The organism is Rhizobium sp. 21-4511-3d, assembly GCF_053522545.1.
Genome location: NZ_JBNWCF010000005.1, coordinates 42977 through 55737, shown reverse-complemented (window position 1 = coordinate 55737; position 12761 = coordinate 42977). Strand labels below are relative to the sequence as shown.

The 12761-nt window shown below is 62.3% G+C and carries 14 protein-coding genes; 7 read left to right on the top strand and 7 right to left on the bottom strand.

Features of this window, described 5'->3' with window-relative positions; translation table 11 throughout:
- Positions 1-34 precede the first annotated feature (34 nt).
- Positions 35-538 (top strand): pyridoxamine 5'-phosphate oxidase family protein, encoded by a 504-nt coding sequence (locus ACQZ5H_RS12875; protein WP_413710201.1) that lies wholly within the window; start codon positions 35-37, stop codon positions 536-538.
- A 181-nt stretch (positions 539-719) separates the two neighbouring features.
- Here the strand turns inward: ACQZ5H_RS12875 and ACQZ5H_RS12870 are convergent, their stop codons facing one another.
- From ACQZ5H_RS12870 to ACQZ5H_RS12840, 7 genes are all read right to left on the bottom strand, one after another.
- Positions 720-1565 carry an MBL fold metallo-hydrolase gene (locus ACQZ5H_RS12870; RefSeq protein WP_449097946.1) on the bottom strand — a complete coding sequence of 282 codons (846 nt, stop codon included), beginning with the start codon at positions 1563-1565 and terminating at the stop codon, positions 720-722.
- Between the two features lie 318 nt (positions 1566-1883).
- Positions 1884-2708, bottom strand: a complete 825-nt coding sequence (locus ACQZ5H_RS12865) for a TIGR00282 family metallophosphoesterase (RefSeq protein WP_112718855.1) — start codon at positions 2706-2708, stop codon at positions 1884-1886.
- Between the two features lie 2 nt (positions 2709-2710).
- On the bottom strand, positions 2711-3295 hold the full coding sequence (locus ACQZ5H_RS12860) for a 5-formyltetrahydrofolate cyclo-ligase (protein ID WP_449097945.1): 585 nt from the start codon (positions 3293-3295) through the stop codon (positions 2711-2713).
- Between the two features lie 77 nt (positions 3296-3372).
- Positions 3373-4068 carry a hypothetical protein gene (locus tag ACQZ5H_RS12855; RefSeq protein ID WP_449097944.1) on the bottom strand — a complete coding sequence of 232 codons (696 nt, stop codon included), beginning with the start codon at positions 4066-4068 and terminating at the stop codon, positions 3373-3375.
- A 36-nt stretch (positions 4069-4104) separates the two neighbouring features.
- A complete protein-coding gene (locus tag ACQZ5H_RS12850; protein ID WP_449097943.1) occupies positions 4105-5010 on the bottom strand; it encodes an NAD-dependent epimerase/dehydratase family protein in 906 nt (301 codons plus the stop codon).
- A complete protein-coding gene (locus tag ACQZ5H_RS12845) occupies positions 5007-5828 on the bottom strand; it encodes a glycosyltransferase (RefSeq protein ID WP_449097942.1) in 822 nt (273 codons plus the stop codon). The genes ACQZ5H_RS12850 and ACQZ5H_RS12845 overlap by 4 nt, the downstream gene beginning before the upstream one ends.
- 247 nt (positions 5829-6075) lie before the next feature.
- On the bottom strand, positions 6076-7296 hold the full coding sequence (locus ACQZ5H_RS12840; protein ID WP_449097941.1) for an NAD-dependent epimerase/dehydratase family protein: 1221 nt from the start codon (positions 7294-7296) through the stop codon (positions 6076-6078).
- A gap of 119 nt (positions 7297-7415) precedes the next feature.
- Here ACQZ5H_RS12840 and ybgC point away from each other — a divergent pair, with 119 nt between their 5' ends.
- The 6 genes from ybgC (at position 7416) to pal (ending at position 12628) form a co-directional block, all read left to right on the top strand.
- A complete protein-coding gene (ybgC, locus tag ACQZ5H_RS12835; protein WP_130281946.1) occupies positions 7416-7865 on the top strand; it encodes a tol-pal system-associated acyl-CoA thioesterase in 450 nt (149 codons plus the stop codon).
- A 401-nt stretch (positions 7866-8266) separates the two neighbouring features.
- Positions 8267-8986: a protein TolQ gene (gene tolQ / locus ACQZ5H_RS12830; protein WP_112718862.1), complete on the top strand. Its 720-nt coding sequence runs from the start codon at positions 8267-8269 to the stop codon at positions 8984-8986.
- A gap of 21 nt (positions 8987-9007) precedes the next feature.
- Entirely contained in the window at positions 9008-9463 is a 456-nt protein-coding gene (gene tolR / locus ACQZ5H_RS12825; RefSeq protein ID WP_112718863.1) for a protein TolR, read from the top strand.
- Positions 9464-9471: 8 nt separating this feature from the next.
- The gene (locus ACQZ5H_RS12820) at positions 9472-10608 is read left to right on the top strand and encodes a hypothetical protein (protein ID WP_130281944.1); all 1137 of its coding nucleotides are present in this window, start codon (positions 9472-9474) and stop codon (positions 10606-10608) included.
- Between the two features lie 21 nt (positions 10609-10629).
- A complete protein-coding gene (gene tolB, locus ACQZ5H_RS12815) occupies positions 10630-11940 on the top strand; it encodes a Tol-Pal system beta propeller repeat protein TolB (RefSeq protein WP_112718865.1) in 1311 nt (436 codons plus the stop codon).
- 157 nt (positions 11941-12097) lie between these two features.
- Positions 12098-12628: a peptidoglycan-associated lipoprotein Pal gene (gene pal / locus ACQZ5H_RS12810; RefSeq protein ID WP_112718866.1), complete on the top strand. Its 531-nt coding sequence runs from the start codon at positions 12098-12100 to the stop codon at positions 12626-12628.
- Positions 12629-12761: the final 133 nt, after the last annotated feature.

The following is a 12761-nucleotide window of genomic DNA, read 5'->3' as shown; positions in this document are numbered from 1 at the left end:
TTTGAGCGGGAAACGCAAACGGAAAGGAATGGCCATGGCAAGCTTCAGCGAAGCCCGCGAACATCCGGCACAGCAGCTCTGGGAGCAGGTGAACGGCATTCACGCCGGGATGCTCGGCGTCGACGGCGCCGACATGCATATGCAGCCCATGGCGCCGCATGCCGATCCGAAGACCAATACGATCTGGTTCTACACCAAATCCGATGCCGATATCGCCCGCGCCATCAAGTCCGGCGCCCGCGCGCATTTCTGCGTGGTCGGCAAGGATCACGACTACCATGCGTGCCTCGCGGGCAAGATCGAGGTCAAGGCCGATCCCGGCAAGGTGGAGGAATACTGGAATTCCATCGTCGCCGCCTGGTACGAGAACGGTAAGAAGGACCCGAAGCTGACGATGCTCGCCATGCATGTCGACGATGCCGAAATCTGGGTCTCGACCGGCAGCAAGCTGAAATTCGGCTGGGAGATCGCCAAGGCCAATCTGGACGATGAGAAGATGCCGGATGTGGGGATCAAGCGGCATTTGCAGTTTGCTTGACGTCTCGTAGGCGTTCTACCGCGCGGCCCCCTCATCCCCGGCACAACAAGTTGCGCCTGAAACCTTCGGGCACCTTCTCCCCGTGGGGAGAAGGGAGGTCGCATCGATTGCCTCACTCTCGACATCCCCCTCTCCCCTCGGGGAGAGGGTAGGGTGAGGGGGCTTCGGGCGCCGACCTTACCTACTGCACATCCTTCATCACATAAATCTGCGGCTTCCGCGGCAGCGTCCTGAGCGACACCGTCAGCGTATCGTTCGGCGCATAGACGATCTCGAATTCCTTGCCGATCATCGACAGGAAGCGCTCAACCGGCGGTCCGCGGCGGTGCATCGGGAGCACGATCGAGGAGCGCAGCCGCTTGATCACCCGGCTCATGCTGTCAGGGCCCATCGTCAGTCCGCCATCAACAGGCACCATGACGATGTCGAGGCGGCCGATCTCGGTGTAATGGGCGTCTGTCAGCTCGTAATGCAGGTGGCCGAGATGGCCGATGCAGAGGCCGGCGATCTCGAAGATGAAGATCGAATTGCCGTCCTGCTGCGATCCGCCGAGGCCGTAGCTGAAGCGGATATCGGTGGTGACGTTGCGGATATAGGCGTCGCCGACGACGAGATCGACCTTGGCCTTTTCGCCGGGCACATCGCTCCAGCCGTGCAGGACGTGCTTGATCGCCGGATCCGGCGTCAGCGTGTAATGCGTCTGGTGCGCCTTGTTCATGGTGACGACATCAGGGGTCACCGAGGGCTGATAGATGCCGTTATAATCGGTGGCGATGACGATGCCGCCGGGCGTGTCGATCTCGAAGGTCGAATGTCCGAGGAACGTGAAGGTGACATCCTCGCCTTCGGAGACGGCGGGGACGATGGGGGTGCCCGGAGAGAAGCTTGCGAACTGCGCCTTCGGAATCCCCTGTGCGATCGCCTGGCATTGGCTGACATTCTTGCGCTGTTCCTGGGAGCCTGCCGCCTGCGGCAGGGCGAACGAGGCAAGGCATGCGATCGCGAGGATAAGACATTGCGGCTTCATGCCACCCCTCCGGCGCTTTCACGGTGGCCGGAAGGATGCGGCAAGGCGCCGCAGGGGTCCAGATGCGGGGTGCTCACGTTTGCGTGTTGGGGTGGTCGCCGTCTTTTGCGTGGGCGGTGGCAGCCCCCCTCTGCCCTGCCGGGCATCTCCCCCACAGGTGGGGAGACCACAAGAGGCGTGCTCCCCGCTTTAAAAATGAATGCTGCGGCTCTTAGGACGGTATTGGCACAGCGAGCGGCTGCGCCCAGCCAATCTCCCCACCCGTGGGGGAGATGCCCGGCAGGGCAGAGGGGGGCTGGCGCCCTCCGACGTCAAAGCCTACCGCCAAAACTCCGGAATCGTCTCCGCCAGCCGCGGTCCCAGCCGCAGCGGCGCAATCTTCTCCGCGAGTCCCGTCGCATCCGAAATCTCGACGCCAACGCCGCAGATCGTCGCCGGTCCGGTCGCCGCCTCCATCCGCCCCTTCGGCATCTTGGAAATGAACCGGTTGAGCGGTTCTTCCTTGTCCATGCCGAGCGAGGAGTCGTAATCGCCGCACATGCCGGCGTCCGACATATAGGCGGTGCCGCCGTTCAGGATCTGGTGGTCGGCGGTGGGCACATGGGTGTGCGTGCCGACGACGAAGCTGGCGCGGCCGTCGACGAAATGGCCGAAGCATTGCTTTTCGCTGGTCGCCTCGGCGTGGAAGTCGAAGATGATCGCGTCGGCCTGTTCCTTCAGCGGGCAGGCGGAAAGGATTGCCTCGGCCGACTTGAAGGGGTCGTCGAGCTCGGGATGCATGAAGACGCGGCCCATGATGTTGGCGACGAGCACGCGCGCGCCATTGCGCGCATAGAAGAGGCCGGAGCCGCGGCCGGGCGTTCCCTGCGGATAGTTGGCCGGGCGCAGGAACTGGTCGTGGCGGCCGGCGAAGGCGACGGCATCCTTCTGGTCCCAGACGTGATTGCCTGTCGTCACGACATCGGCGCCGGCATTGATCGTCTCGAGGAAGATGTCCTCGGTGATGCCGAAGCCGCCGGCGGCGTTCTCGCCGTTGACGACGACGAAGTCGAGTTTCAGGTCGGAAACCAGCCCCGGCAGGCGGTCCCAAACCGCCGTGCGTCCCGTCTTGCCGACCATGTCACCCAGAAAAAGAAGCCGCATTTCTATCTGATCCAAGAAGCAAAAAAGCGAAGGCCGCTTTCTGTCAGGATGGCATCCAGGCTTATGTCATGCGGCTCGTCGGGCACATGTGCCACTTCCTGGCAGTCGAATGCAATGCCGATCAGCCTTGGTTTGCGGCCTTTTTGCCGCAAAAGGCTAATGGCGCGGTCATAATAACCGGCGCCATAGCCGATCCGGTGGCCGCGGGCATCGAAAGCCGAGAGCGGCACGAGCAGGATATCGGGGTCGAGAACCGGTGCATCCGGGCCGGGACCCGAGGTGCCGAAGCCGGTGGCAATCAGTGGCGCATCGCGCAGCAATTCGCGGAAGACGATGGTCTGCTTGTCGAGGATGGCAGGCACGCAGAGCCGGGCGCCGCGCGCCTGAAAGCGTGCCATCAGCGGGCGGATATCGGCTTCCGAGCGGATCGGCAGGAAGCCGGAGATGATCGTGCCGGGATCGAAGGCGACGGCCTCGCCGGCGTGATCGGCCATGGCGAGCGCCTTTTCGATGCGCATTTCCGGCGGGATGGCGTCGCGAAGCGAAAGCCGCTCGGCCCGCATGTCGGCCTTTAGCTGTTTGGACATGGTTTGCATGCGCCGACCATAGACCGGCTGCAGATCAATGCAAATGCGCGAAAGCGGCGTTGGCTTTGCCGATCGGGCTAGATGACGATGCTGGAGGGGATGGCGGAGGCTGCCGTCGGCATCGGCATTGCCTGCGTTGCGTCCGCGACGGTCTTGCCGTTGCGCAGCTCGTCCATCGCCTTGTTGAGGATCTGGCGGACCTCGCGCAGAAGCGACTGCAATTTTTCCAGCGTCGACCGGTCCTCGTCAGACAGGCCGGTGGCCTGCTGCTCGCCGTCGGCGGCAGTGTCCTGGTAGGCCTTGCGGGCCTGCGCGGTGTCGACGGGCTCGGTCTCGGCGGTCGCCGGATCGGCTTCCGCGGATGCGGCGTCTGCCGATGACGACGTGGCGGCTGTTCCTGCCGTGCTTGCTTCGGTGGAGGCAGCGGTGACTGCGCCGGGTGTGACGCCCGCACCGGCGACGGCGGAGGCGAATTGCGCTGCGGCGGATGCGATCTTCTGCGACAGCTGTGCCGCGAGCCGGGCGGTCGCCTCAGGCGACAGACCGCCGCTCTTCAGCATCTCGACCTGCTGCTGAAGTTCCGCGAGCTTGCGCGCGGCGCGCTCCTTGGCGAGGTCGGCGGAGGATTTCTTGTCCTGCTGCAGGGCGTTGAGCGCCTCGTCGGCGCGCTGAAGCATTCTGAGCTGCGGATCGCTGCTCGAAGTTCCCGATGCCGCAAGCGATTGCGGCGTGCTGCGCAGAATGTTCAGCGCATTCGACTGTGCGATCTGCATCATATCCCCCGATACTATGAGGGGATTTCTGCAACTTCAGGCTTGCGCGGGCCTTGGCACTAATCGCCGGGCGAGCGTCTTCACGGTATCGGCGAAAAGCGGCAGGCCTCCCGGCTTCCAGCCGAGGCCTTCGAGCTTGGCGGTCTCCATGCGGTTGAGGGATGCCTTGTCTGCCGCCGGTGGTAGTGCGTGGGGACAGCCCGTTTCTGCCTGTATCCGGGCAAGGATGTCGCGCATATCGACGGTGATATCGGAGACATTGAAGGCCTCGCCTGACATCCGTGATGCCTCGATCTCGAGCATCAGCCGCACGGCGGCGCCGAGATCGCGGCCGTGGACCTCGGTTCCGGCCCGCGCCGGGATCGGCCTGCCGTCGAGATAGTCGTCGATCAGTCCGCTCCACTTGTTGGGCAGGAGATCGCCATAGACGCCGGTTGCCCTCAGACTCACCGCGGCAAAGCCGGGGCCGGCGAGATGGGCAAGTGCGCGTTCGCAATCGAGCTTGACCTCGCCGTAGAGCGTATCGGGTTTCGGCAGCAGGTCTTCGGTCTGCAAATGAGAGGCAGCGGCATCGCCATAGACCGCGCGGCTGGAGATGAAGATGCAGCGCCGGGTGCCGGCGCGCCTGGCGGCCTCGAAGAGTTTTACCGTGCCGTCGAGATTGAGGCGCTTGAAACCTTTGGGGTCATCGCCTTCGCCGCCGCGGTATTTGCCGGGCACATGGCTGAAGGCGGCATGAACGAAGAAATAGGCGTCGTCGAAGGCTTCGATATGGTCCGTATCAGGATCGAGCGAGAGCGGCGCGAAATCGACGGGGCGGGAAAACAGCCGCGGCAGCGGCGCGTGGCGTCCGCCGATGATGACATGGTATCCGGCATTGAGCAGTTCCTCGACGATATAGCGTCCGACGAGACCCGTGCCGCCCGATACCAGTACCTTCATGCCACCTCCGGGTTGTTCATGGCCGCCAGATCCGGCAGCGCCTTGCCGGCATGGAGTTCGTGCCAGAGATCGATCAGCGGCTGCAATTGTGCCGCCTTCGGATGATCGGTCTCCCACGGCTTCTCATATTGGTAATGCAGCACCGAAATGCTGTTCCAGTCCCAAAGCGCGGGCATGGTGAACCATACATATTGTAGCATGTTGAAATGGACGGGCAGGCCGTGCCAATCCGGGAAGAACTGCTGCAGGAAAGTCTGGTCGGTGCGCGGCCAGAAGGCATCGGGTGCGTCGAGCGCCTGCAGCATGCGGGCGAAGGTCTCCTTCGAAGGGGTGGCGACGAAGACGCCGGAGTTCATCCGGTGAAAATCGGCAAGCGATTCATAGACATTCGGGGCGGCGGAAAATTCCGGATAGGAAAAGAGCCGGTCGATATTGCGAAGCACGACGGCATCGGCGTCGATGAAGACCACGCGGTCGTATTCGGTCAATTCCCAGAGGCGCAGCTTGCAGAAATTGTCGAGCGGCGTGTGGAAGTCGGGCTTGCGGCCCTTGGTAAAGGGGGCGGTGGCGTGGACGTTGCCGCGAGCGTGCCGCTGGTTGAAGGCGTCCGAGAGCGGGAGGTGGGCCACTTCGATGAGACGGCAGCCTTTGTCCAGGAATGGGGCGAGATCGGCGCGTGTGACGGCGCCGGTGTGGAGGATGACGAGGTCGGCTTTCGTGCCGGTTTGGTGCAGGGAGTTGATGAGGGCGGTGGCGCCCTTGGCGTAGTCGGGGTTGGTGATGAGGGTGATGTAGGCGTGACGCGAGGGTTGGGTCATGAGGTCGACGCCTTGCGAGGATGCTCGACTGCTGCTGTGGCTGCAGGGCAAACGAAAGAGACGGTGTGCCGTGTAGCCCCCTCAACCGACCCTTCGGGGCACCTTCTCCCCGCGGGGGAGAAGGGAACACCGCAGCTTGCGCCGACGCCCCCTCTCCCCCGCGGGGAGAGGGTAGGGTGAGGGGGCTCCGGGCACCGCCGGGTGTTCTGTAGGTGTAGGGTGAGGCCGCGCAGCACAAGCGTCTCCGTCACGACACCGACTTCAACCGCTTACCCTCGGGATCATGATTGATCGTCGCGGCAATATCCTTGGTCCAGGCGGACACCGCAGGTACCCGGGAGCGGTCGACGCGGTAGGCGAATTTCCTGGCGACGTCGACGATCTCGGTCAGCAGCCCGGCCTCGAGCGTGATCGGGTCGAGGCCGAGCGCGCGGAATTTCTCGTTTTTCACGATCAGCTCGTTCTCCGGCGCTTCCTTGCGCGGGTTCGGCAGCCGGATGATTTCGGAGCCGCTCATCCTGGCGATCATCTCGGCGAGGTCGCGTATGCGATGGGTCTCGGTCATCTGGTTGAAGATCTCGACGCGGGAGCCGCGGGCCGGCGGGTTCTTCAGGGCGAGCTCGATGCAGCGGACCGAATCCTGGATGTGGATGAAGGCGCGGGTCTGGCCGCCGGTGCCGTGGACGGTGAGGGGATAGCCGATCGCCGCCTGGATCAGGAAGCGGTTCAGCACCGTGCCGTAGTCGCCGTCATAGTCGAAGCGGTTGATCAGCTGCGGGTGGCGGCGGGTCTGCTCGGTATGGGTTCCCCAGACGATGCCCTGATGCAGGTCGGTGATCCGCAGCGCGTCGTTCTTGGCGTAGAACTGGAAGAGCAGCTGATCCAGGCACTTGGTCATGTGATAGATCGAGCCGGGATTGGACGGATAGAGGATTTCCTGGCTCGCCGTCTCGCCCGCCGAGGTCTCGATGCCGACGGAGAGATATCCCTCGGGGATCGCGGCACCCACCGTCGAATAGCCATAGACGCCCATCGTGCCGAGATGGATCAGGTGCGCGTCGAGCTGCAGCTCGACGAGGGCATTCAACAGGTTATGGGTGGCGCTGACATTGTTGTTGACGGTGTAGTTCTTGTGGCGGTCGCTCTTCATCGAATAGGGCGCGGCGCGCTGTTCGGCGAAATGGATGATGGCGTCAGGGCGGTTCTCGCCGAGCCATTTCTTCAGCAGCTCATAGTCTTTCGAGAGGTCGATGAGATTGAAATGGATGCGCCGGCCGGTCTCGGCGTGCCAGATACGGGTGCGTTCCTGAATGGAGTCCATCGGCGTCAGCGATTGTACGCCGAGTTCGGTGTCGATCCATCGCCGCGAGAGATTGTCGAGGATGTGGATGTCGTGGCCCGCGTCGGAGAGATGCAGCGAGGTGGGCCAGCCAATGAATCCGTCTCCGCCCATCACTGCAATTTTCATCGCATTGCCTCCTGCGTGCTCATCCACTATCGGGAATACTTAGAGATTATGACGATTGTTCAATGCCCCCGGCCGGTGCTGCGGCCGCGGCAAAGAGGCATGCCCATTTGGAGACGATGATGGCGGAAGACGGTTTTCTGATTGCCGGGGCACTGACGGAGGAGGGCCACCGGCTCATCCAGCGCGTCTATTACGAGGACACCGATTTCTCCGGGCTCGTCTATCACGCCCGCTACCTGCATTTCCTCGAGCGTGGTCGCACCGACTACCTGCGCTGCCTCGGCGTCGAGCAGCGCGAGCTGATCACCGCGGATGAGGAAGGGCTGGTCTTCGTCGTCCACCGCATGGAGATCGACTTCAAGACCCCGGCCCGGATGGACGATATCCTGACCATCGTGACGCGGACCGAAAAAGCCGGCGGCGCGAAGATGGTCCTGTCGCAGGAAATCCGCCGCGGCGAAACGCCGCTGATCGCCGCAAAGGTCATCATCGCAGTCATCAACGCCAAGGGCCGCCCGCGCCGTCTGCCGGAGGCATTGGCAAAGCAGATGCTGATCGAGACGGAATAGCTGTAAAGCAGGGCATTCCGGCAGCTTAAAAGCCGGAATTGCGCCCTTGCAAAAACATGAGTTTCATGTGAAGGAATTGCCGCGCTGCAGGAAATGCGCGGTGCTCCGCCGCCGGAACCGTTGAATCAGGTTAAAACCGGCTAGAAAAACATCAGCTTTAATAAGCTTGCCGCCGCACTCGGACACTAACGAACTATTAACCATAATAGTGTCTTACTCTGAAAGTCAGAGTTTGTGCGGTGCACGCCTTCCTTTGACCAAATTTGACGGCAAGGAAGGCGGAAGAAAAGCTTCGAGCTTGACCAGGGCTTAAGGCGGCGGTCGCCAGACATTTCTTGCGAGATCACTTTTTGTGCCGCCCGGTCAAGCACCGGGCGTTTGGATTCGGGGATTTTGGATCAATGGAACAAGCAGGATTGGCAGCAGCAACGGCCGACGTCAGCCTCTGGTCGCTGTTCATGCAGGCAGGCATCGTCGTAAAACTGGTCATGCTCGGGCTGCTGGCAGCCTCGGTCTGGACCTGGGCGATCGTCATCGACAAATATCTGGCCTATGGCCGCGCCCGTCGCCAGTTCGACAAGTTCGAACAGGTGTTCTGGTCGGGCCAGTCGCTGGAAGAGCTCTACAGGACACTGTCCGAGCGCAACAATACCGGTCTTGCGGCGATCTTCGTTGCGGCCATGCGCGAGTGGAAGAAGTCCTTCGAGCGCGGCGCCCGGTCGCCGATCGGTCTGCAGATGCGTATCGACCGCGCCATGGACGTGACGCTGTCGCGTGAATCCGAAGGCCTCTCGGCCCGTCTCGGTTCGCTGGCGACGATCGGCTCGGCCGGTCCGTTCATCGGTCTGTTCGGTACCGTCGTCGGTATCATGACCTCGTTCCAGGCTATCGCCGGTTCGAAATCCACCAACCTCGCGGTCGTCGCTCCCGGTATCGCCGAAGCGCTGCTCGCGACCGCCATCGGCCTTGTCGCCGCTATTCCGGCGGTTATCGCCTACAACAAGTTCTCCGCCGATGCCGGCAAGCTCTCGGCGCGCATGGAAGGCTTTGCGGACGAATTCTCCGCCATCCTTTCGCGCCAGATCGACGAGAAGCTGCAGCCGCGCCAGGCCGCGCAGTAACGGAACGGCGGGGTAACGACCATGGGTATGGCTGTTGGAGGCAATTCCGGAAGCGGTGGCGGACGCCGCCGCCGCGGTGGCCGGAACAAGAACGTAATTTCCGAAATCAACGTGACGCCGCTTGTCGACGTCATGCTCGTGTTGCTGATCATCTTCATGGTCGCAGCACCGATGATGACGGTCGGCGTGCCGATCGACCTGCCGGAAACGCAGGCGAAGGCACTGAACTCGGAAACGCAGCCGATCACGATTTCGGTCAAGAACAGCGGCGAAGTCTATCTTCAGGAAACGCCGATCCCGGTCGACGAGGTTGCTGCGAAACTCGAAGCGATCGCCACGACCGGCTACAACGAGCGCATCTTCGTGCGCGGTGATGCAACTGCGCCCTACGGCGTGATCGCCGACGTGATGGCACGCATCCAGGGTGCGGGCTTCAAGAATATCGGCCTCGTCACGCAGCAGAAGAAGGACCAGTAGAAAGCAAGATGAAGACCAGCGTCGTCACATCTGCTGTTCTGCATGGACTGGTGCTCGCTGCAGCACTGGTCAGCATCGGCTCGCCCGAGCATTTCAAGGTCGATGACTTCGAAGCGATGCCGGTCGATCTGGTGCCGGTCGAATCGATCACCCAGATGCAGCAGGGCGACAAGAAGGCGCCGATGAAGGAAACGTCGGCGCCGAAGCCGACGACGCGTCCGCCGACGCCCGACCAGGGCGAGAATGTCGGCGACAACAAGGTCGACCTCAAGACAACGCCGGTTCCGAACGCCAAGCCGAGCAATACGGATGCGGCTGCCGCCAATTCCAGCGAGAAGCCGGCGCAGAAGATCGATCCGATCCCGAACGAGGTGAAGGAAGTCAACAAGGAAGAGACCGAGGTCGAACAGCCGAAGGAAGTCGCTTCCATTCCGCAGACAAAGCCTGACGTCGCGCCGACGCCGCCGAAGCCGGAGGAAAAGCCGGTCGAGGAAGCAAAGCCGGAGGAAGCGCCGAAGCCCGACGCCGAAGCGCTGCCGGACAAGGTGCCGACCCCGGTTGCTAAGCCGCAGGTGAAGCCGCCTGAGGAAAAGCAGGCCGAGAAGCCGCCGGAAAAGCCTCAGGACCAGCCGAAGACGGCTGAAAAGCCGACCGACAAGAAGAAGGACGATCAGAAGCGCGAAGTGGCCAAGTCCGCTTCGTCGATGAAGAGCGACTTCAATGCCGACGATATCGCCGCCCTCCTGAACAAGACCGATCCTTCCGCCGGCGGCACCAAGCGCTCGACGCAGGAAGCTTCGCTTGGCGCCAAGAAGGCTACCCAGGGTGCTTCGAAGCTGTCGATGAGCGAAATGGATGCGCTGAAGAGCGCGATCGCCGGCAACTGGAATGTCATTCCGGGCATGGAAGGCATGAATGAAGTGCGCATCAAGGTGCACATGAAGCTTGATGAAGACGGCAACATCATCGGCCAGCCCGAAGTCGAGGCGACCGGTGGCGACAACGATGCGACCCGCCGCGCTCTCGAAGGCGGTGCCTATCGCGCGATCATGAAGTCCGCGCCGTTCTCCACTCTTCCAAAAGATAAATACGATGCCTGGAACGAAGTCGTCGTGAACTTCGATCCCAGCGATCTAGGGATTTAAATGCTGAAAGGCCTCTGTCATATGAGAAAGTCTTCCCTTCTCCGCGCCTTGATGATGGTGGCGGGTCTCGTCACCGCGGGTGCGTTTACGACGCCTGCGAACGCGCTCGTCGAAATCAACATTAACAAGGGCAACGTTCAGCCGCTGCCGATCGCCGTCACCGACTTCCTGCAGGGCGACATGGGCGCCCAGGTGTCTCAGGTGATTGCCGCCGACCTGCAGCGCTCGGGCCTTTTCGCGCCCGTCAACAAGAACGCCTTCATCGAGAAGATTTCGAACCCCGATGCCGCTCCGCGCTTCGAGGACTGGAAGGTCATCAATGCACAGGCACTGGTCACCGGCCGCGTCACGCAGGAGGCCGATGGCCGCCTTCGCGCCGAGTTCCGCCTCTGGGATACCTTTGCCGGCCAGCAGATGACCGGCCAGCAGTTCTACACGCAGCCGGAAAACTGGCGCCGCGTCGCCCACATCATCGCTGACGCGATCTACAAGCAGATCACCGGCGAAGAAGGCTATTTCGATACCCGCGTCGTCTTCGTTTCGGAATCCGGCACCAAGCAGCAGCGCAAGCGCCAGCTCGCCATCATGGACCAGGACGGCTTCAACGTCCGCACCCTGACCGATGGCAGCGACCTCGTTCTGACGCCGCGCTTCTCGCCGAACCGCCAGGAAGTGACCTACATGTCCTTCGCCAACCAGCAGCCGCGCGTTTACCTGCTGCAGCTGGAGACCGGACAGCGCGAAGTGGTCGGCAACTTCCCGGGCATGACCTTCTCCCCGCGCTTCTCTCCCGATGGCCAGAAGGTCGTCATGAGCCTGCAGCAGGAAGGCAACGCCAACATCTATACGATGGACCTGCGTTCGCGCACGACGACGCGCCTGACCTCGACGGCGGCGATCGATACGTCCCCGTCCTATTCGCCTGACGGCAACCGCATCGTCTTCGAAAGCGACCGCGGCGGCCATCAGCAGATCTACGTGATGAATGCCGACGGCTCCGGCCAGACGCGCATCTCCTTCGGCGACGGCAACTACTCGACGCCGGTCTGGTCTCCGCGTGGCGATCTCATCGCCTTCACCAAGCAGTCGGGCGGCAAGTTCTCGATCGGCGTGATGAAGCCGGACGGTTCGGGCGAGCGTATCCTGACGACGGGCTTCCACAACGAAGGCCCGACCTGGGCACCGAACGGCCGCGTCATCATGTTCTTCCGCCAGGCGGCGGGTGCCGGTGGTCCGCAGCTCTATTCGATCGACCTGACGGGCTACAACGAGCAGCTCATCAAGACTCCGACCTACGCTTCCGACCCGGCATGGTCGCCGCTGCTCGAGTAGTGGAGAGCCTGGAATACGCCTTCATGTCGCCGCAAAGTCCTGAAAATGGGCAATGTAGGGACAAATCAGTAAATCGTTAACCATACTTATTGAGCGGCGGTTAACCGAGTACGGTTACAGTCCGGCAACCCTGATGAAGTCGCAAGGAGACCCGGCCATGAGCCGCATTCATACCCCGGCTATGAGCCGCATGCAGAATCTCGCCCGCAATCCCGTCATGATCGCTCTCGTCGCTGGTCTGGCTCTTGCTGGCTGCGCCAACAAGAAGAACATGGCCAACAGCGCCGGCGATCTCGGCCTCGGCGCCGGTGCGGCGACCCCGGGTTCGGCTCAGGACTTTACCGTGAATGTCGGCGACCGTATCTTCTTCGATACCGATTCCACCTCGATCCGTGCAGACGCTGCCCAGACGCTCGACCGTCAGGCTCAGTGGCTCGCCCGCTACCCGAACTACGCGATCACCGTCGAAGGCCATGCCGACGAACGCGGTACCCGCGAATATAACCTTGCTCTCGGCGCGCGCCGTGCGGCTGCCACCAAGGACTACCTTGCTTCGCGCGGCGTCCCGGCCCAGCGCATGAAGACGATCTCCTACGGCAAGGAACGTCCGGTTGCCGTCTGCGACGACATTTCCTGCTGGTCGCAGAACCGCCGCGCCGTTACCGTTCTCGGCGGCGCTGGCATGTAATCTGCGGATATCGCATTACATTTTGGAAAGGCGGTCCGTTCGCGGGCCGCCTTTTCTTTTTGAACACACTTTGGCCAGACTCCGTTGCTTTTTGAAAGCAATTGGCAAAATCTCCTGTTCGTGCCATCGGGGC